The 22201-nt window shown below is 68.3% G+C and carries 10 protein-coding genes; 8 read left to right on the forward strand and 2 right to left on the reverse strand.

What is annotated here, in order from left to right; genetic code table 11:
* Positions 1–108: 108 nt before the first annotated feature.
* On the reverse strand, positions 109–849 hold the full coding sequence (locus AB0M08_RS32330; protein ID WP_364501517.1) for a YwiC-like family protein: 741 nt from the start codon (positions 847–849) through the stop codon (positions 109–111).
* A 199-nt stretch (positions 850–1048) separates the two neighbouring features.
* Between AB0M08_RS32330 and AB0M08_RS32335 the strand changes: the two genes are divergently transcribed.
* From AB0M08_RS32335 to AB0M08_RS32360, 6 genes are read left to right on the forward strand one after another with little or no spacing between them, the layout of a single operon-like run.
* Positions 1049–4645 carry a nitrate reductase subunit alpha gene (locus AB0M08_RS32335; RefSeq protein WP_364501520.1) on the forward strand — a complete coding sequence of 1199 codons (3597 nt, stop codon included), beginning with the start codon at positions 1049–1051 and terminating at the stop codon, positions 4643–4645.
* Entirely contained in the window at positions 4645–6165 is a 1521-nt protein-coding gene (gene narH / locus AB0M08_RS32340; protein WP_364501523.1) for a nitrate reductase subunit beta, read from the forward strand. The genes AB0M08_RS32335 and narH overlap by 1 nt, the downstream gene beginning before the upstream one ends.
* Positions 6162–6770, forward strand: a complete 609-nt coding sequence (narJ, locus tag AB0M08_RS32345; RefSeq protein WP_364501525.1) for a nitrate reductase molybdenum cofactor assembly chaperone — start codon at positions 6162–6164, stop codon at positions 6768–6770. Before narH ends, narJ begins: the two co-directional genes overlap by 4 nt.
* Positions 6767–7510, forward strand: a complete 744-nt coding sequence (narI, locus tag AB0M08_RS32350) for a respiratory nitrate reductase subunit gamma (RefSeq protein ID WP_364501528.1) — start codon at positions 6767–6769, stop codon at positions 7508–7510. Before narJ ends, narI begins: the two co-directional genes overlap by 4 nt.
* Positions 7507–8682, forward strand: a complete 1176-nt coding sequence (locus AB0M08_RS32355) for an MFS transporter (RefSeq protein WP_364501531.1) — start codon at positions 7507–7509, stop codon at positions 8680–8682. Before narI ends, AB0M08_RS32355 begins: the two co-directional genes overlap by 4 nt.
* Entirely contained in the window at positions 8675–9148 is a 474-nt protein-coding gene (locus tag AB0M08_RS32360) for a hemerythrin domain-containing protein (RefSeq protein WP_364501534.1), read from the forward strand. The genes AB0M08_RS32355 and AB0M08_RS32360 overlap by 8 nt, the downstream gene beginning before the upstream one ends.
* Positions 9149–9550: 402 nt before the next feature.
* Here the strand turns inward: AB0M08_RS32360 and AB0M08_RS32365 are convergent, their stop codons facing one another.
* Positions 9551–10009 (reverse strand): hypothetical protein, encoded by a 459-nt coding sequence (locus tag AB0M08_RS32365; RefSeq protein WP_364501537.1) that lies wholly within the window; start codon positions 10007–10009, stop codon positions 9551–9553.
* Between the two features lie 317 nt (positions 10010–10326).
* On the opposite strand from AB0M08_RS32365, the gene AB0M08_RS32370 reads away from it, so the two are divergent.
* Positions 10327–21879 (forward strand): LamG-like jellyroll fold domain-containing protein, encoded by an 11553-nt coding sequence (locus tag AB0M08_RS32370; protein ID WP_364501540.1) that lies wholly within the window; start codon positions 10327–10329, stop codon positions 21877–21879.
* The gene (locus AB0M08_RS32375) at positions 21879–22157 is read left to right on the forward strand and encodes a hypothetical protein (protein ID WP_364501543.1); all 279 of its coding nucleotides are present in this window, start codon (positions 21879–21881) and stop codon (positions 22155–22157) included. The genes AB0M08_RS32370 and AB0M08_RS32375 overlap by 1 nt, the downstream gene beginning before the upstream one ends.
* Positions 22158–22201: the final 44 nt, after the last annotated feature.

Genomic DNA, 22201 nt, shown 5'->3' on the forward strand with positions numbered 1-22201 from the left:
GTGAGCACCGACCGCCCGCACCGCTCGGCGCGCGACGCGAGGCCGGTGACGGGAGGCCGGTGACGGGAGGCCGGTGACGGGAGGGCGGTGACGGGAGGGCGGTGACGATCAGGAGAGGGCGGTGAGGAAGACCAGGACGCTGGCGGCGATCTCGATCAGGCCGACCCGCTTCGGGGTGAGGCCGCGGCCCGGCAGGGACCACGCGCGGGCCAGCAGGAACGCGAAGATCAGTGTTGCGAAGAGGCCCAGTACGCAGACGAGGGCGAGCGCGACCGCGTGCACGGCGATCGACGCGCGGTGGTAGCCCGGGCTCTCCCGCTCCCGGATCATCGTCTTGACGTAGAAGACGGCGCCGGTCAGGTAGAGGAAGACGACCAGGAACGGTGCGATCTCGTGGCCGACCGTCTGGCCGGCGATCGCGCCGACCACGAAGACCATCAGGCTGCTCTGCAGCACCGAGGAGAGGTCGTTGAGCAGGGCGCGTTCGCGGCGGCGGTACGCGTACCAGGCGTTCACGGCGAGCAGGACCGCGTAAACCGGGGCGAAGAGCAGCAGGCTGGGCTCGGCGAGCACGGTCGGCACCCCGAAGACCAGGGTGGCCAGGCCGTAGATCAGGAACTGCTGGCGGTACCGGGCCGGGCGCCGTGACTTGATCGCCTGGAAGACGAAGTACGAGAGCAGGTAGCCGCCGAGCCAGGCGCCGAGCAGCGGCAGGTCGGGCCAGCGGAAGCCGGCCGAGCAGACCCCGGCCAGGTACGGGAGCAGGAGCATCGCCCACGCGCCGTGCTGTGGCGGGACGAACTGCCGGATCGTGATCCGGCGAGCCGGGCGGGTGGTTGTGCTGGTCACCGGGCTGCTGCCTCCGGGCTTCTGGTCGACGGGGTTCTCTCCACTCACATCACGAGTCTCACCCACCCGGCGGATCACCCGGGGGTGCGGTCAGTCCGAGACGACCGGGACTTTAGTCCTCCCCAGGACGGGTCTCGCTGCCCCTGACCAGCGGCGGGGTCCGGGCGAGGCTGAAGGGGACCACAGAAAGAAGGCTCCCGTGTCGTCGAAACCCGCACCGCTTCTCGCCGCCCGCCGTTTCCTCACCCCGGAGCGGACCCTGCACCAGGTCGGTGGCGAGGGCTGGGAGTCGTTCTACCGGGACCGCTGGCAGTACGACCGGGTGGTCCGCTCCACCCACGGCGTGAACTGCACCGGCTCCTGCTCGTGGAACGTCTTCGTCCGGGACGGGCTGATCACCTGGGAGCACCAGGCCACCGACTACCCGACGACCGGGCCGGACGCGCCCGACTACGAGCCCCGGGGCTGCCCCCGCGGCGCCTCCTTCTCCTGGTACGAGTACTCGCCGTCGCGCGTACGCCACCCGTACGTGAGAGGGAACCTGGCCGAGATGTATCGCGAGGCGCGGCAGCGTCTGGGCGATCCGGTGGCCGCGTGGGCGGAGATCGTCGAGACGCCGCTGAAGGCGGCGGCCTACAAGGGTCAGCGCGGGCGCGGCGGTTTCGTGCGGGCGAGCTGGGACGAGGCGATCGAGATGATGGCCGCGGCGCACGTCTACACCACCAAGACGTACGGGCCGGACCGGGTGGTCGGGTTCTCGCCGATCCCGGCGATGTCGATGGCCTCGTTCGCGGCCGGCACCCGGTATCACGCGCTGCTCGGCGGCACCCTGCTCAGCTTCTACGACTGGTACGCCGACCTGCCGATCGCCTCGCCGCAGATCTGGGGCGACCAGACCGACGTGCCCGAGGCGGGGGACTGGTGGAACGCCACGTACCTGATGATGTGGGGTTCGAACATCCCGGTGACCCGGACGCCGGACGCGCACTTCCTGGCCGAGGCCCGCTACCGGGGTACGAAGGTGGTCGCGGTCAGTCCGGACTACGCGGACAACGTGAAGTTCGCCGACGACTGGCTGGCCCCGCACCCGGGCACGGACGGCGCCCTGGCGATGGCGATGGGCCACGTGATCCTCAAGGAGTTCTTCGTCGACCGTCAGGTGGACTACTTCACGGACTACGTACGAAAATTCACTGATCTGCCTTTTCTTGTCACTATAAAGGACGGAAAAGCGGACAGGTTCCTCACGGCGGCCGATCTCGGCGAGGCCGGTGGCGACCACAAGACCGTGCTGATCGATGAGCGTGACGGCTCGCTGGTCGTCCCGAACGGATCACTCGGCTTCCGCTACGACGACCGGCCCGGCCGCTGGAATCTGGATCTGGGTGACGTGGTCCCGGCGCTCGGCATCGAGGGCGACCTCTTCCAGGAGATCGATCTCGCCCGGTTCGACGTCGGCGAGACCGAGGGCGGGTCCCTTCAACGGCGTTCCGTTCCCGTACGCCACGTCGGCGAGCATGTCGTCACGACCGTCTTCGATCTCCTGCTCGCGCAGTACGGCGTTCGCCGCGGCGACCTGCCCGGCGCATGGCCCACCGGCTACGACGACGCGGAGAGCCCGAACACCCCCGCCTGGCAGGAGCGGATCACCGGTGTCCCGGCCCGGCTCGCCGTGAAGATCGGCCGGGAGTTCGCCCGCAACGCCGAGCGCAGCCGGGGCCGGTCGATGATCGTGCTCGGCGCCGGCGCGAACCAGTGGTTCCACTCGGACATGACGTACCGGGCGTTCATCTCGCTGGTCACGCTCACCGGCTGCCAGGGTGTCAACGGCGGCGGCTGGGCGCACTACGTCGGCCAGGAGAAGGCCCGCCCGATCACCGGTCAGCAGCACATGAGCTTCGCGTTCGACTGGCAGCGCCCGATGCGCCACCAGGCCGCCACCCCGTTCTGGTACCTGCACACCGACCAGTGGCGCTACGAGCGCGTCCCCGCCGACGAGCTGGCGTCGCCGCTGGGCACCGGGCGGTTCCAGGGGATGGCCTTCGCGGACACGGTCGCGGCGGCGCAGCGGATGGGCTGGAGTCCGGGCCACCCGTTCTTCAACCGCAACCCGCTCGACCTGACCGATGACGCCGCCGTGGCCGGCCTCTCGACCAGCGAATACATCATCGCGTCGCTGAAGGACGGCAGCCTCAAGCCGGTCGCCGAGGACCCCGACGACCCGAACAACTTCCCGCGCTGCCTCACGCTCTGGCGGGCCAACCTGCTCGGCTCCTCCGGCAAGGGCAACGAGTTCTTCATGCGGCACCTGCTCGGCGTCGACAGCCTGGCCAGCGCCGAACAGTGCCCGCCCGGGCAGCGCCCGCGCGACGTGGTCTGGCGCGAGGACGCCCCGGTCGGCAAGCTCGACCTGCTCACCGCGATCGACTTCCGGATGACCAACACCGGGCTGCACGCCGACCTGGTCCTGCCCGCTGCCACCTGGTACGAGAAGCACGACATCTCCACCACGGACATGCACCCGTTCGTGCACTCGTTCAGCCCGGCCGTGGAGCCGCCACCGGACGCGCACACCGACTACGACACGTTCCTGGCCCTGGCCGACAAGGTCAGCGAACTGGCCGTGATCCACCTGGGCACCCGGACCGACGTGCTGGCGGCGCCGCTGCAGCACGACACCCCGGACGAGCTGGCCATGCCGAGCGGCCGGGTCCGCGACTGGAGGGCCGGGGAGTGCGACCCGGTCCCGGGGAAGACCATGCCGAAACTGATCACGGTCGAGCGGGACTACACGCTGATCGGGCAGAAGATGCGCACCGTCGGACCGCTGCTCGACGAGCTGGGCACCACGACGAAGGCCATCACGATCGACGTACGGGAAGAGATCTCCTATCTGAAGCACCAGAACGGGGTGATCGACGGGCGCCCGTCACTGGCCACGGCCGACCGGATGTGTGAGGCCATCCTCGCGCTCTCCGGGACCACGAACGGAGCGCTGGCCCTCAAGGGCTTCGCCGAGTTGGAGAAGCGGACCGGCCGGCCTCTCACGGATTACATCGAGGGCCACGAGAAGGACCGGATCACCTACGCCGAGACGCAGGAGAAGCCGCAACCGGTCTTCACCAGCCCCGAATGGTCCGGCTCGGAGAAGGGTGGGCGCCGGTACTCGCCGTTCACGATCAACGTGGAGCGGTTGAAGCCGTGGCACACCGTCACCGGGCGGCAGCACTTCTTCGTCGAGCACGACTGGGTGGCCGAGCTCGGCGAGCAGCTCCCGGCGTTCCGGCCGCCGCTGAACATGGCCCGGCACTTCGGCAGGCCGGGCGAGGCGGTCGACGGGGGAGTGACCGTACGCTTCCTGACCCCGCACGCCAAGTGGTCGATCCACTCGATGTACCACGACAACGAGCTGATGCTGGCGCTCTCCCGGGGCGGCCCGGTGATCTGGATGTCCGTCCAGGACGCCGCCAAGATCGGCGTCCGCGACAACGACTGGATCGAGGCGCACAACCGTAACGGCGTCGTGGTGGCCCGCGCGGTGGTCTCGCACCGGATGCCCGAGGGCACGGTCTTCCAGTACCACTCGCCGGAGCGGACGGTGAACGTCCCCAAGGCCGAGAGGTCGAAGAAGCGCGGTGGCTACCACAACTCGATGACCCGGCTGCTGATCAAGCCGACGCATCTGGCCGGCGGGCACGCCCAGCTCACCTACGCCTTCAACTACTACGGCCCGATCGGCAGCCAGCGCGACGAGATCACCGTGATCCGCCGCCGGACCCAGGAGGTGGAGTACTGATGCGGATCCGCGCGCAGGTCGCCATGGTGATGAACCTCGACAAGTGCATCGGCTGCCACACCTGCTCGGTGACGTGCAAGCAGACCTGGACCAACCGGGAGGGCACCGAGTACGTCTGGTTCAACAACGTCGAGACGAAGCCCGGCATCGGGTACCCGAAGCACTACGAGGACCAGGAGCGCTGGAAGGGCGGCTGGAAGCTCGACTCCGCCGGCCGGCTCGTGCTGCGCAGCGGCGGGCGGCTCAAGCGGCTCTCCCGGATCTTCGCGAACCCGGACCTGCCGAGCATCGACGACTACTACGAGCCGGCCACGTTCGACAAGGACCAGCTGGTCAGTGCCCCGGGCGGGTTGACGGACACGCCGGTCAAGCGGCCGTACTCCCGGCTCACCGGCGAACCCATGAAGGTCGAGTGGGGCGCGAACTGGGAGGACTCGCTCGGCGGCTCCTCGATGGCCGAGGACCCGAATCTCGCGAGGATGACCGAGAAGGTGCGGTTCGACTTCGAGAAGACCTTCATGTTCCACCTGCCGCGGATCTGCGAGCACTGCCTCAACCCGGCGTGCGTCTCGGCCTGCCCCTCCGGCGCGATGTACAAGCGCGAGGAGGACGGCATCGTCCTGGTCGACCAGGACCGCTGCCGTGGCTGGCGGATGTGCGTGTCGGCGTGCCCGTACAAGAAGGTCTACGTCAACCACGCCACCGGCAAGGCCGAGAAGTGCACGTTCTGCTTCCCGCGCATCGAGGCGGGGCAGCCGACCGTCTGCTCGGAGACCTGCGTCGGCCGCCTCCGCTATCTCGGGCTTCTCTGGTACGACGAAGACGCCGTCCTCGCCGCGGCGTCGAGCGAGGACGAGCATGACCTGCTCGGCGCGCAGCGCTCGCTCTTCCTGGACCCGTTCGACCCCGCGGTGCAGCAGGCCGCCCGCGACGCCGGGCACCCCGACGAGTGGATCGAGGCGGCGCAGCGCTCCCCGGTCTGGCGGCTGATCAGCGAGTACAAGATCGCGCTGCCGCTGCACCCGGAGTACCGGACACTGCCGATGGTCTGGTACGTGCCGCCGCTCTCGCCGGTGCTCGACGCGACCGGGGCGGCCGGGCGCGACGACACCGACGCCGACGACGTCTTCCACACCATCCGCGACCTGCGGATCCCGGTCGAGTACCTGGCCGAGCTCTTCACCGCGGGCGACACCGGTGCGGCGGCCGGCGTGCTGATGAAGCTGGCCGCGATGCGCTCGTACATGCGGGCCCGCACGCTCGACGGCACCGTCGCGGCGGACCTGCTGGACGGCATCGGGATGACCGGCGAGCAGGTCGAGGCGATGTACCGGCTGCTCGCGATCGCCAAGTACGACGAGCGGTACGTGATCCCGCCGGCGCACTCCCGGGAGGCCGCGATGCTCGACGCGCAGGCCGCCGGGCACGACGGGTGCTCACTGGACTGCGAGGGCGGCCCGGGCATGGGCGGCGCCGACGGTTTCAACCTTCTCCAGATCCGGCAGAGGAGCCGGTCGTGAACCGCTCACAGGTCTTCCAGCTGGCGTCGCTGCTGCTCACCTACCCCGACGCGGAGCTGCTCGCGGCCGGTGCGGAGTTGCGCGCGGCCGCGGTCACCGCTGGCTCGCCTCCCCTCGGGGAGTTCCTGGACTGGTTCCTCGCGCAGAGCCCGATCGACGTGCAGCGCGAGTACGTGCGGACGTTCGACCTGCGGCGCAAGTCCGGGCTCTACCTGACGTACTACCTGCACGGGGACACCCGCAAGCGCGGGATGGCGCTGCTCGTGCTCAAGCAGCGGTACCGGGCACACGGGCTCCGGCTGGCCGACGGCGAGCTGCCCGACCTGCTCCCGGTGGTTCTCGAATTCGCGGCCACGGTCGGTCCCGGGGCGGGGGAGGCCCCGCTGCGGCAGCATCGGCACGGGATCGAACTGCTTCTCACGGCCCTGCGGGAGGCGGGGAGCGCGTACCTGAAAGTGCTCGAGGCGATCGTCGCCGTCCTGCCGCAACTGACCGATGAGGATCGCGTTTCCCTGGCGGCCCTGGCCGCCGACGGGCCGCCGGTGGAGACCGTGGGGCTCGACGCCATCGGCTGCGGACCGAATCTGGTGGAGGCATACCGATGAACACGCTGATCTGGGTGGTGCTGCCCTACGCCTGCCTCACGGTGTTCGTTGCCGGACACGTGTGGCGCTGGCGGCACGATCAATTCGGCTGGACCACGCACACCAGCCAGCTGCTGGAGAACCGCTGGCTGCGGCTCGGCTCGCCGCTGTTCCACCTCGGCGCGTTCGGGGTGATCGCCGGGCACGCGATGGGCCTGCTGATCCCCGCGTCGGTGACCTCTGCTCTCGGCATCCCCGAGCACGGCTATCACCTGGTGGCCGTCTGGGGCGGCGCGGTGACCGGATTCGTGCTTGTCGTCGGACTAGTGCTGCTGATCGCCCGGCGGCTCGTCAACGGCCGCATCCGGCGGGTCACCACCACGATGGACCGGGTCCTCTACGCGTTCCTCGCCGCCATGGTGGTGCTCGGGATGAGCGCCACGATCGGCAAGAACCTGCTGGGTAGCGGCTACGACTACCGGGAGACGATCGCGGTCTGGTTCCGCGGGATCTTCTGGTTCCAGCCGCACACCTCGCTGATGACCGGCGCGCCGCTCGTCTACCAGTTGCACGCGATCGGCGGCTTCCTGTTCCTGGCGCTCTGGCCGTTCACCCGGCTTGTCCACGTCTGGTCAGCGCCGCTCGCCTACCTCCGGCGCCCCTATGTGGTCTACCGGCGCCGCGGCACGCCCGCGCCGGTGCCCCCTCCCGCTCCCGCGGTCGTTCGTGACCGCGCCTTCCACCCCGTGGGGAAGTCATGAAAACCAAGCCGGGCGTGATGCTCGCCCTCGCCACCGTCGGTTTCGCGGTCAACTTCTGGGCCTGGGCGCTGCTCAGCCCCCTCGCCACCAGGTTCACCACGACGCTGGGCCTGACCTCGTTCCAGCAGTCGCTGCTGGTCGCGGTGCCGGTGGTGGTCGGCTCGCTCGGGCGGATCCCGATCGGCGCGCTGACCGACCGGTACGGCGGCCGGGTGATGTTCCCGCTCGTCTCGCTGGCCACCGTGGTGCCCGTGCTCTACCTGGGCCTTCTCGGACACGACTCGCTCGCCGCACTCCTGGTCGGCGGCTTCTTCCTCGGCATCGGCGGTACGGCCTTCGCGGTCGGCGTGCCCTTCGTCAGCGCCTGGTTCCCGCCGGAGCGGCGCGGCTTCGCGGTCGGTGTCTTCGGCGCCGGCATGGGCGGCACCGCGATCAGCGCCCTCACCACGGTGAAACTGGTCGCCGCGGGCAGCATGTCGACGCCGTTTCTGATCACCGCAGGTGTGCTGGTCGTCTACGCCGCCGTCGCGTATCTCGTCATGCGGGACGCACCAGGGCGCGCCGCCCGGACCACCTCGCTCGGCGCTGTCTTCCGGCTCAGGATCACCTGGCAGGCGTCGGCGCTCTACGCGGTCGCGTTCGGCGGGTACGTCGCGTTCTCGGTCTACCTGCCGTCGTACCTGAAGAACGCGTACGGGCTGACCCAGGCCGACGCCGCCAACCGGATGGCCGGGTTCGTGCTGCTCGCGGTCCTGATGCGCCCGGTCGGCGGCTGGATCTCCGACCGGATCGCGCCCAGCCGGGTGCTCGCGGCGGCGCTGGGCGTGGTCGTCGCCGGCGCGGTCGTGCTCTCCTTCACCCCCGGCCTCGCCCCGGTCGGCACGGCCGCCTTCCTGCTGATGGCCGCCGCGCTCGGCATCGGCAGCGGCGCCACCTTCGCCCTGGTCGCCCAGCAGGCCCCGGCCAGCCAGGTCGGCGCGGTCACCGGTGTGGTCGGCGCGGCCGGCGGGTTGGGCGGCTTCGTCCCGCCGCTGGTGATGGGCGCGCTCTACGGCAGCTACCACTCGTACGCGATCGGCCTGGTCCTGCTCGCCCTGGTCGCCGGCGCGGCGCTGCTGCTCGACATCCTCTCGGTCGGCCGTCCCCGGCAGGCGGTGCCCGCTCATGTGTGAGTACTGCGGCTGCCAGTCGATCACCGAGATCAAGCGCCTCACCGAGGAACACGACACGGTGGTCAACCTGATCAGCTTCGTCCAGACGGCCCACACGGCCGGCGACCGCGACCGGATGGCGGCGCTGGCCCGGCAGATCAGCAGGGTTCTCGGCCCGCACACCGCGGTCGAGGAGAACGGCCTCTTCCCCCTGATGAAGGCCGACTTCCCGGGCCAGATCGCGGCGCTGGAGGACGAGCACCGGCTGGTCGAGAAGGTGCTCGGTGAGGCGTCCGTGGGCACCCCGGCCGACCCCGATTGGCCGGACCGGCTGGTCGCCACGCTCGACCTGCTCCGCGACCACATTCTCAAGGAACAGGACGGCGTCTTCCCGGCCGCCCTGACGAGCCTGAGCGGCGACGACTGGGAGACGGTCGCCCTGGTCCGCTCGACCCTGGACGACCTCCGGGGCCGGGCAGCCGCCTGAGTCCGCTCACCGGGGGCGTGTTCGTCTTGGGTGACCTGCGGGACAGACCGGGGTAGACCGGTCCTGGGGCGTCCACTTCGCTGGCCGGGCTCCCCTCCCCGTCCCATCAGGATCCACGCCGGTTCGTGATCTTCAATCGTTTGGCGGGCGCGCCCCGGGCGGTCCGTGTCCACGATCATGCCCGGCCGGGGCGGCGGGAGTCCCCGATCGCTGATCGAGTCGTTCTGGCGCCCCTATGGCGGCTGCCCGAGTACAGGTCGCGGCTCGGGTGCGCCCACCGCCCCTGATCACCCTTGATCGCGTGCACCCACCGCCCCGCACGTGCCGCTCGAGCCGGTATGAAAGGCCGAGACCCTGGACGACTACTACGCCTGACGCGCGCGGGCCGTCCGTCGCCGGAGATCAGGTGGCGGCGTCGGCGAGCGTGTCCAGGTGGTTCTTGAGGGTGCCCCGCAGGGCCTCGCCGGTGGTCTCGGTGACGACCTCGACGTTGTCGGCGGTGGTGCCCGCGCCGACGGTGATGAAGCGGATCGCCGGGTATGTGGCGGCGATCTGGCCGACCGCGGCGGCCTGGGGCTCGCCGGTGGCGACGATTGCGCCGCAGCGGCCGATGGCCAGGGACGTGGCGTAGGTGACCGCGTTCCCGGCCGTCTGCGGGCCGTTGACCGGGAGGTATTGCACCCGGACCAGGCTGACCGCGGAGAGCTCCTGCATCGTGGCCCACACCGAGGTGGCCGGTTCGGCGGCGATGCCCTTCTCATCGGTCAGCAGACAGGCGGTGGCATCGAGGTACTCGCGCTGGCGAGGCGGCTCCGGCCACAGTGCCCAGGTGGTGAGGCCGATCAGGACCGCCACGGTCACGCCCGCGGCGATCCACCATGGTCGCCCCGACTGCCGCAACCGGGTGTGGTGCGGCTCCTTTGGTCTCGCCTTTTTCGACACGGGCGGACGGTATGCAGTTCCGTCGCGGCGGCGCAAGATCCCGGCGGCTGTATCGATGAACAGTGTCCGAACGGCTACCTGCTGTGACCTAGTCCACACGGTTGATTGATCCGAGATTTTCAGGAATTTCCCAGCCATGATCATCCGCGTTCGGAAGTCAAGATCTTGCATGCATGGATCTTGTGGCCCCATGCTCCTGGCGGCCGAGATCGTCCATGTGGGAAACGGGGCTCACTATGAAGCGGCGCATCGCCGGTGCCACAGCTCTTGCGGTGGCGCTGTCGCTGGGAATGCCACCGGAGGTCGTTCCGGAGCACGGCGGCTGGCCGATCTCCGGTCTGCTGTCGCTGTTCGAGCAGGCGCCGAGCTTCGCCGCGGTGACCGGGCTGCCGGTCAGGGATGCCGGCACCGGCGCGGACGAGACCGACCACTACGTCTCGGCCGACCAGACCCGGGCGAACGGCGGCGCGGGTGAGGCGCCCGATCCGGGTATGGGGCAGGACGATCCGGCGCTGCCCGACCACGCCACGCAGAAGGCGTCGGAGACGTCCGAGAAGCCTGCCGGCGAGCACAGTTTCGACGAGAAGACGAGCAAGCTGCTGCCGAAGCGGTCCTCGGGCAAGGTCTCCACGTACGAGAACGCGGACGGCTCGATCACCAAAGAGGTCCACAAGGCGCGGGTCAACTACCGGGTCGCCGACGGCAGCTACCAGCCGATCGAGACCGACCTCGTCGAGCGGGACGACCGGCTGGAGATGGGCGCCAACTCCATCGACGTGAGCCTGGCGCCGTCGACCGGATCCGCGGCGTCGAAGGCGGCCGCGGCGGCAGCGACGGCGGCCGGATCGACGGCGGCCGCGGGGCCGCTGGCGTCGGTGAGCACGGCCTCGGGCTACACGATGTCGTACCGACTGGCCGGTGCGGCGGATGTGGCCGCGGTGGTCGACGGGTCGACGGCGACCTACCCCGAGGTGCTGCCCGGTACCGACCTGGAGCTGCGGACGATCAACGACGGTCTCAAGGAGACCCTGATCCTGAAGTCGCCGGCGGCGGGCAACGAGTGGGTGTTCCCGCTCGAGCTCTCCGGCCTGACACCGACGCTGACCAGCGATGGATCGATCGACCTGACGGCGCCCGACGGCTCGGTCGCGATGGTGATCCCGGCGGGCTACATGGAGGACGCGAAGGTCGACCCGAAGTCGGGTGCGCCCGCCCAGTCCACGGCGGTCGAGTACGAGTTGGTCACGGTCGACGGCGGCCCCGCGTTGAAGGTGACCGCCGACGCGGCGTGGCTCAACGACCCGGCGCGGGAGTACCCGGTCCGGGTCGACCCGTCGACGTTGGACACCGTCGACACCGGTGACGTGTTCGCGGACAACAGCGACGACACGGTCAACCAGAACGGCGACAACCTGCCGGTGGGCACCTGGAACGGCGGCACCACGAAGTCGCGATCGTTTCTGCACTTCGACAAGTTCGATGACGACGACCTGACGGGTACGCAGATCAAGTCGGCGACCCTGTGGCTCTGGCACACGTGGTCGTATGACTGCAGCAGCCACGAGCCGTTCTACGTACGGCGGATCAACGAGCCCTGGACGGTCGCGGGCCTGGCGGACAACGGCAAGCTTGCCGAGGGGCCGGAGTACTCGGCGCCCATCGGGACGAAGACGATCACGAACAACAAGCCCGCGTGTGAGAACACCGCCGCGAATCGAGGCGAGGGCGAGTGGCGGACGGTGTCGATGGACACCACGACGTTCAACGGCTGGTCGAGCGGCGCGATCCCGAACTACGGCCTGGCGCTCACGGCGTCGGAGTCGGACTCGACGGCGTTCAAGCGGTTCACCTCGGCGAACTACGGCGATCTTGACCCATACCTGGAACTGACCTACGACAACAACGAGTACCCGCAGGTCAACGAGCAGTACCCGGCGTACGGGGCGACGGCGCCGACGCTGACGCCGGAACTGATCGCGGACGCGACCGACCCGGACGGCTGGCCGCATACGCTCACCTACGAGTTCTTCGTCTACAGCCAAGATGCCAAGACGCAGATCGCCACCTCGGGTGTGATCAAGAAGAAGTCGTGGAAGATCCCGGCGGGCGTGCTCTCCTGGGGCGAGAACTACTACTGGACCGTCAAGGTCTCGGACGGCCTGCTGAACAACGGCAAGTATCTGACGAAGCATCTGCTGGCGACCCCGGTCCCGCAGCCGTCGATCACCTCGACCCTGTCGCAGAACGGGGATCAGGGGTTCGATCCGGTAGCGGGCAACTACACCACCTCGGCGCGGGACGCCATGATCACCACGGTGGGTCCGGCGCTGGAGATCGCCCGGTCCTACAACAGCAACGATCCGCGAAGCTCCCAGGCGTTCGGCGCCGGATGGTCGAGCATCGCCGACACCAAGGCCGTGGCGCGGACCGCGAAGAAGTCGAACGGCGACGAGTTCGTCAACACCGTGGTGGTGACCTACCCGACCGGCCGTGAACAGGCATTCGGCCGCAACAACGACGGCACCTACGGCTCGCCGTCCGGGTACTCGTCGAACTTCTCCGCGATCTCGGGCGGCGGCTGGCGGCTGATCGAGAAGGACGGCACCACCTACGAGTTCGCCCAGAAAGTCGTTGAGGACAGCGAGTACGCCCTGTCCGCGATCAAGGACGTCGCCGGTCGAACCGAGACGTTCACCTACACCGGCGGCCGGCTCACCAGAATCACAGCGGCGTCCGGTCGTACCCTCACACTGACCTGGACCGGTACGACGCCGAACCATGTCGCCTCGGTCTCCACCGACCCGGCGACGCCGGGCGACGCGAGCACCGTCAACACCTGGACGTACACCTACGACGGCGACGCGCTGACGACGGTCTGCCCGCCGACCAGCACCACCGAGTGTCACAAGTACACCTACACAACCGGTCCGGTCTATCAGACCGCGGTCGCCAACGCCCGGCCCCAGTCGTACTGGCGGCTCAACGAGACCTCTTTCCTACCGATCACCGGGCTGCCGACGACGGCGAACAGTTCGGTTCTTGAGAATGCCGGTACCGACAACGGGAGCTACCGCTATGTGTCCCTCGGGCAGCCGGGTCCGGTCGCCGGCTCGTCATCGAAGGCGGCAGGATTCAATGGCACGTCGTCGCGTGTGCAACTGCCGGCCGACCTGAAACTGGATGCGGCGAACCAGGCGATCAGTCTGTGGTTCAACGCCACTGCCGGTGACGGCGGTGTGCTGTACGGCCAGTCATGGGAGTCGGCGGATTACTCGTCCTCGGAGACCACGACCGGCGCGTACAACCCAACGTTGTACATCGGCACTGACGGCAAGCTGAAGGGAACCTTCCCGAAAGCGCCCAAGCCCGGAACGGCAATCGGCAGCCTGGTCGCCTCCGGCCAGGGACAGTGCATCACCGTGCCGGGCAACGTGTCGACCACCGGTGTCCGGTTGGCCTTGGCCGACTGCACCGGCGCGGCCAACCAGCAGTGGACGTGGACGACCGACCGGGAGCTGCGGGTCACCACCGGTGGCGCGGTCCGGTGCATGGACGCGAAGGGTAACGATGCCGTCAACGGCGTGGACCTGATCTCGTACACCTGCAACGGCGGTGCCAACCAACAGTGGGACGTGCAGGCCGACGGGCAGATCGTCGGCGGCGGCTCCGGTCTCTGTGTCGACTCGGTCGGCACCGGCACACTCTTCGACACCGAGGCGGAACTGCAGATCTGGGCGTGCGGCAAGCAACGGCAGGCGGACCAGTCGTTCCTGCCCGAGGTACACGACCCGATGAGCTCCACGACCGTCGTCACCGACGGCGAATGGCACCACGTCGTGCTCTCCAGCAGCGGCAACACCCAGCAGATGTACCTGGACGGCAACACCAAGCCGGTCGCCTCCGAGACCGGTGTGACCGTGCAGGACATGAGCGCAGCGAGTTCGTTCCTGGGCCAGGGGTACCTGGGCGGTGACTGGCCGAACCAGCCGCACTCGGACGGCTTGAGCAACATCGGAACCCTGGACCACTACACCGGCTCGATTGCCGAGGTGGCGGTCTTCGACACCGCTGTCGGGCCGCAACTGGTCGCGGACCTGAAAGCGGCCGAGGCACCGGTCAGCCGGATGAAGGAGATCGTCCGCCCGTCGGGCGGCACCAGCGCAGCCATCACCTACAGCACTGTCACGGGTCGGGTGACGAAGGTGACCGATGGCAACGGCAGCGTGTGGGAACCGGTGTCGCCGACCGTGGTGGGCACGACGAAGGTGGCCGAGAGCGCGGTGCTCGGCGGAGCACCGACGAACTACTGGCGGATGGCGGAGACTGGCGCCTCCGATGCGGTGAACCAGGTCAACGGGGGTACCGCCACCTACAACCTCGTCGGTATCGGCGAGGTGACCGGGCCGTTCGGCGGGGACACCACAGCGGGGAGCTTCGGTCACGGCAGCTACCTGGATCTTCCTTCCGGGGTGCTGCCGACCGGCACCGGTTCGGTGTCGATGTGGTTCAACGTGGACCCCGACATGCCCAGTGGCGGTGTCCTGCTCGGCGAGGCGCCGGATGCCGCCGCCTCGGCGATTCGGCCGATCATGCCGACCCTGTGGGTCGGCGACAGCGGCTACCTGCACGGAGCGACCTCATCGTTCACGCCGACCGGCCCGATCAACTCCTCACTCGGCGCGAAGTGCCTCGACGTCCAGGGCGGGGACACCGCCAACGGCACGCCGATCCAGCTCTACACCTGTAACGGCTCGGTGGCGCAGACCTGGACGCTGGCGCTGGGCACCAGCGGCACCACCGGCACGGTCCACGCGGTCGGCAAGTGCCTGGACGTCAAGGGCGGCGGCACGACGTCCGGTACCGCGGTCCAGCTCTACACCTGTAACGGCAGCGACGCGCAGATCTGGCAGCCGTACAGCTATGACTCCCTGCGTAATCCGAACTCGGGCATGTGTCTGACCGTGCCCTCGGACAAGAGAACAAGTACGGCGGCTCCCCAAAGCGGCCTGAACGCGACCTCGGTGACCAGCGACGACATCGAGGAGGGCACCGACCTCGTCATCGAAACGTGTACCGACAAGGACCCGGCCAGCGGCTGGCAGTTCGGTCTGATGAGCAGCAAGGCGGTGAACGACGGCGCCTGGCACCATGTCGCGCTGACCACCAGCGGGACCACACAGACGCTGTATCTGGACGGTCAGAAGGTCCAGAGTTCCACCGGTACGGCGTTCCTCCCGTTCACCACCGACTACTACGTCGGCGCCGGTAACTCGACGACGACGTGGGTGGACCTCGAGGGCCCGGACGACGTGTGGTATTTCAACGGCGACCTGGCCGAGACGGCCTTCTACGGCTCGGCGCTGGAACCGGCGCAGGTGTCATACCAGTACAAGGCGCGGGATGCGGTCAAGGCGGCGGCATCGGGCGAGATCAAGTACGCGGTCAACGGGCCGGCCGGCACGCAGACCGCGACGATCAACGACCTGATGTACAGCCGGAAGGTCGCCGAGGTCGACGCCCTTGGCAACACCACCCGGTACGGCTACAGCGGCAAGGGCCATCTGCGGACGGTCACCGATCCGCTGGGCAATATGACGATCAACGAGCATGACGTACGCGGCAACGTGGTAGCCGCGACGACGTGCCAGGACCGGTCCGAGAACAAGTGCTCGACCACGTTCTCCAGCTACTACCCCGACGCCACCACGGAGAAGCCCGCGTTCAGCGTGCTCAACGACCGTCTCCTCGAACAGCGCGGTCCGGGCTCGTCGTCGGCGACCGACGACACCTACCTGACGACGTACACGTATGACGCGCTCGGCAACCGGACCAGCGAGACCGATCCGCTGGGCCGTAAGACGACGATCTCCTACACCGACGGCACCACGACCGGTGGCTACCTGGGTGGGACGGCTCCGGCGGGCCTGCCCTGGCGGCTGGTCAAGCCCGGTGGCGGGATGCAGACCATCCTGTACTACGCCAGTGGTGACATCGCGCAGACCACCGACCCCGCAGGCATGGTCACCCGGTACGAGTACGACGGGCTCGGGCGTACGGTCAAGGAGATCGACGTCGTCGCCGGCGCCGACGGGGCGACCACCGGCTACCAGCACGACCGCCTCGACCGGGTGGTGAGGGTGACCGACCCGGCGACGACCAACGCCGTCTCGGGCGCGAAGCACACACCGGTGACGACGCTGACCTACAACGCCGACGGGCTGCAGACCGCTGAGACGGTGTCGGACGCGACCGGTGAGGACGCCTCGCGGACGGTGTCCTACGAGTACGACGACCGCGGCCGGCGGACCGCCGAGATCGACGAACTCGGCAACCGGGTCACCCTCGGCTACGACGCGTTCGGCCGGGTCAGTCGGCAGGAACACGCCGACGGCAGCGTGGTGGAGACCGTGTACGACGCGGTCGGCAACGAGCTGAAGACCGTGGTGAAGGACTGGACCGGCGACCCGAACGACCCGTCGGAGGCGCAGGACCTGATCGTACGGTCGCTGGCCTACGACGCGGCGGGACGACTCGCGACGGAGACCGACGCGGAGAACGTGGTCACCGAGTACACGTACACCGACAACAACCTGCTCGTGTCGGTCACCCGCCGGGATCCCGACACCGGTGAGTCCTTCGTGATGGAGATGAACACCTACGACGCGGCGGGCAACGTCACCACCGAGGTGACCAACAACGGCAGGAGCAAGACCACCCGAACGTACGACAAGGTCGGGCGTAACCTCACCGCGAAGCTGGACCTGGACGAGCTCTCCGGTGAATCGGCCGGGGCCCGGGACCGTACCACCGCCTACGGATACTCACTCGAGGACGACGTCGTCTCGACGATCCTCTACGAGGGCGGCACTGCGATCGCCTCGTCGGAGACCGCATACGATCGGCTCGGCCGAGTGCAGCAGCAGACGAGCTACCTGACCACCGGCCTGACGCCGACGCTGCGGTGGAAGCTCGACGAGACCACCGGCACGACCTCGGCCGACGCGGTCGGCAACAACCCGGGTACGACGTCCGGGGCGGTGACCCGGTCCACCGAGCGCAGCGGTGCGGCGGTGTTCAGCGGCGCGGCGGGCTGGATCTCCGCCCCGCAGGCACCGGTCGACACCCTGCGGCCCTACACCGTCAGCACCTGGGTGAACCTGGCGGCCGAGGACGCCGACCGGACCGTGCTGGCGCTCCCCGGCGACCTCGGCGGCCCGGCCCTGCAGGTGCTCTACAACAAGAAGGCCGACACCTACCAGGTCGCGACCACCGTCCGGAAGTCCAACGGTGACACCGAGACGCTGACCGGCACGACCTCGGGAACCGTGGCATCCGGGACGTGGACCCACCTCGCGGTGGTCGTCGATCCGGCGTCGACGACCCGTACCGCGACGATCTACCTGGGTGGGACCGCGGCCGGCTCGCTCTCGACGGCCAAGGACCTCAACAACCGGGCGACCGGGCTGCTGATCGGCGCGGCGAGCACCGACATCCCGGGCGACGGCTACTTCAGCGGGTCGGTCGACGACGTCCAGACGTACCAGAAGGCACTCACCGCTGCGGAGATCGCGGCTCTGGTGGCGGGCACCGCGCCGACGACCGCCAACAAGGTCAGCCGGATCTCGAACACGCTGACCGCGGACGGGTCGGCGACCGCGACGACCGACCCGCGGGGCAACATCACCTACTTCGGGCTCGACGCGGTCGGCCGGACGGTACAGACCACCACTCCGGCGGTCAGCGCGGTGGTCGGTCAGGGCACCGAGGTCACCTCCGTGTCGAACTCCCTGATCGGGTACAACACGTTCGGCGAGATCACCGAGGAACAGGACCCGCACGGCAACATCACGGTGGCCCGATACGACGGCGACGGCAACCTCGTGGAGAACACGTCGCCGGCGCTCACGGTGGGTGGCGTGAAGACGGGTGTCATCGCGACGACCAGGGCGGAGTACGACGAGGTCGGGCAGATCGCGAAGACCATCGACCCGCTCGACAACGAGACCGTCTACGAGTACGACCAGCTGGGCCGGACGTCGAAGATCACCGCGCCGGACACGGGCGTGACGAAGTACGGCTACGACCTGCTGGGCAACGTGATCTCGCATACCGACCCGAACGGGGCACGGGTCGTCTCGGAGTACGACTACCTGGGCCGGACGCTGACGTCGGGGCAGGTGGTGCGGGGCACGACGGTCTCGCCGACCAACAAGGACGTCTACACCTACGGCGACAGCCCGTGGCCGACCAAGGTCACCTCGGCCGCGGGTGTGGTGACCAGCGCGACGTACAACAACGCCGGTGAGCCGGTCACGACGACCGACGGCGCGGGCAACGTCACGACCACGAACTTCGACGGGGCCGGCCGGGCGATCAAGGTCATCAACCCGGACAACTCCTACTCGACCGTCGCGTACGACCTGGGTGGGCGGCTGCTCGCGGCCGCCGACTACTCGGCGGCCGGGGTCCGGCAGCGCCGCACGTCGCAGGATTACGACGTCGCGGGTAACCAGACCACGTCCACCGACGCGCGGGGGACGATCAAGACCTTCGTCTACAACGCGGTCAATCAACTGACCCTGCAGATCGAACCGATCAGCTCCTCCGACACGATCGTCACGCGTTACCGGTACGACCTGGCCGGTCGGCAGACCCGGTTCACCGACGGCCGCGAGAACAACTTCATCACCACGTACAACTCGTGGGGCCTGCCCGAGTCTCAGGTCGAACCCGCCACCACGGCGACGCCGAGCGCAGCGGACCGGACCTTCACGGTCTCCTACGACGTGGCCGGCCGGGCGACGAAGGTGTCCTCGCCGGGTGGGGTGACGACCACCTCGGAGTACGACGTGATGGGCCGGCTCACCAAGAGCTCCGGCACCGGCGCGCAGGCCACCACCGCGGACAAGAAGTACGGCTACGACCTCGTCGGCCGGATGACCTCGTTCACCGGTTCGGCCGGGAGCAGCACCGTCTCCTACGACGACCGCGGCCTGGTCACCTCGATCACCGGTGTGTCGGGGAGCTCGTCGTACGGCTACAACGCCGACGGGGCGCTGACCTCGCGTGTCGACGGGGCGGGTACGACGACCTACACGTACGAGAAGGGCCTGCTGAAGAAGGCGGAGAACACCACCGCCGGGGTCTCGATCGCCTACAGCAAGTACAACACCCTCAACCAGGTCGAGCAGATCAACTACGGCGGCAACGTCCGGAACCTGGGCTATAACGATCTGCACCAGCTGACCTCGGACGAGTTGAAGACCTCGGCGGGCGCGACCGTCGGCAAGATCGCCTACGAGTGGAACGTCAACGACAGCGTCACGAAGAAGACCACCACCGGCTTCAACGGGGCATCGGCGAACACGTACACCTACGACCTGGCCGACCGTCTGATCGGCTGGGACAACGGCACCACCTCGACGGTGTACGCCTACGACAAGTCCGGCAACCGGCTCCAGGCCGGCGCGAAGACCTTCACCTACGACCAGCGCAACCAGCTGACCGCGGAGACCTCTACCGGTACGACCTACACGTACACGCCGCGGGGAACGCTCAAGACGACGGTCACCAACGGCCAGACCGTCGCCACGACCACCGACGCGTTCAACCAGGTCGTGACCCAGGGCACCAAGACCGGTGGTATCTCGACATACACCTACGACGGTCTCGGCCGGGTCGTGCAGGCCGGTGTGACGTACACCGGCCTCGGCAACGACGTCGCTGCCGACGGCACCAGCGCGTACGTCCGTGACGTCGCCGGCGATCTGGTCGGGGTCTCGTCCTCGGCCGGCAAGCGCTATGCCTGGACAGACAGTCACACCGATGTGGTTGGCGAGTTCACCGCCACCGGCACCGCACTGACCGGATCGGTCTCCTACGACCCGTGGGGCACGATCCTGGCCAGCGGCGGGATGACCGGCAAACTCGGTTACCAGCAGGAGTGGACCGACCAGGGCACCGGCAAGGTCAACATGGCGAGCCGCTGGTACGACCCGGAGACCGGCGCGTTCGACACCCGTGACACCGCGAACAACAGCGCCAACCCGATGTCCGGTGCCGCGAACAGGTTCGCGTACGCCGAGGGCGACCCGATGTCGAACACCGACACCACCGGCAACGGTGTCGACGGCGGCTGCGGCGAGTACGACTACGCCTGTGCCCTGAAGAAGTACCAGGAACAGCTCGCCGAATACACCTCGGCGATGGAACAGCGCGACCGCGACATGAAGGCGGCCGGTTCCGAGATCGCCCGCCAGGAGGCCGAGTACCAGCGCGGCGAACGGGAGAGCAACACGTCGCTGCTGGACATCCTGCTCCAGGTCGGTGTCGGCATGCTCCTAGACATGATCGGCTACTACGCCGTGGTCGGTTGCATCAGCGGCAGCATCATGGACTGCGTCGACCTGGCCAGCAACTTCATCGGCCCGGTCAAGGCCGCGAGGATGGGCCGAACCATCTGGCGCGCTGCGGACAAGGCTTTCGCCGGCTACCGATTGTGGAAGCGGATCGTCGAGGGTGCCCGCACGATCATGCGTCGCGCCCAGGACCTGATCAATGTGGCCCGGAAGCACCTCGACGACCTGATGAAGAAGGTCCCGAAGAAGCCGAAGCCCCCGAAGAAGAAGCGCAAACCGCCGGCGAAGAAGAAGCCGCGCCCGAAGCGCCACTACCAGTCCAAGCCGAAGGCCTCCAAGCAGGCCCAGAAGCCCAATCCGCAGACGTCCCCGAAGCGCAAGGAGGCGCCTACCACCAAGGCGAAGCCCAAGGCGAACAAGGCTTCGAACGACCGTCCGGAGCGGCGTAGGTCGGAGAACAACGACACCGCCGAGGCTGGCAGGCCCGATGCCAACAGGCCGGAGGCGGAGACTCCCGCGAGCTGTCCCATCCCGCACAGCTTCGACCCGTCGACGTTCGTGTTGATGGCCGACGGCACCACGCGACCCATCTCCGAGGTCAACGTCGGTGACAGGGTCCTGGCCAAGGACCCGGCCACCGGAGAGAGCGGAGCGCGGGAGGTCACCTTCCTGCACTCCAACCACGACGTCGACCTCACCGAGGTCACGGTCTCGGACAAGCCGGCCGACACCGCCACGGAGGACAAGGCGGTGAACGAGGGCAAGGGCGACCGCAGTACCCGCGGCCCGACCGAGTCGACGCTCTCCACCACGGCGCACCATCCGTTCTGGGACGCCACCACCGGCGCCTGGATCGACGCGGCCGACCTGGTCGCGGGCGAATCCACGCTGGTCGCCCCGGACGGCACCACCCAGTACGTCACCGAGGTCCAGAACCACACCGGCGCCAAGGTGATGCGCGACCTCACCGTCGCCGACATCCACACGTACTATGTGTTGGCTGGCACCACACCAGTCCTCGTCCACAACTGCGATACGCCAGCTCCTGCAATGGCTGATCGTGCAATCGGTCCAGCGGATGCGAACGGAGTCGGCCCAAGTCAGTCTCTGTATCATTACACGACTGAGGACGGCATGAACGGCATCGTTGGGAGTGGCAGTATGCGTCCTTCGCTCAAAGCCAACAACCCGAAGGATGCGCGGTACGGCGATGGGCAGTACCTAACCACGATCGGGCCGGGAACCAAAACTGGCGGGCAATTGTCGGCAGCGTTCATTCGGGTTCCTTGGGGTGCCCGTAAATTTACCCATTACGTCGAAATCGATGCGACTGGCCTTAATATTCAATATGGCCGCAACGGGGTCTTGGTGCATCCGAGCGGCAGTGACCTCGATCTAGCCGGACGCATCGTGAGCTGGGGAAAGAACTGATGTGGTATCTGCGAGTTCTGTGGCATCATGACCAGCCTGGCGACCCTGTGGAGTACTTCTCTGAAGTTGGTGATGACGGATGGGAGGTGCGTCGCGTCCAGCGCTACCGTGACGGCCGGCTTGAATGGGCCGACGGGACGCGGGAGACGAATTCGGTCGGATTGAGTGAGGCGCCCATCGATTTTGATGAGATCGCCTTGCAGGCCGAATTCGGAGCTTTCGTGATCTCTGAGGCAGAGTTCGAGCAGGAGTGGAGTAAAGCGTCTGGCGGCAATTAGGGGCGCTCCGTAGATCGGCAGTGGAGCGGGTTGGAGCCGCGTTC

The organism is Actinoplanes sp. NPDC051851, from assembly GCF_040681165.1.
Classification (GTDB): Bacteria; Actinomycetota; Actinomycetes; order Mycobacteriales; family Micromonosporaceae; genus Actinoplanes.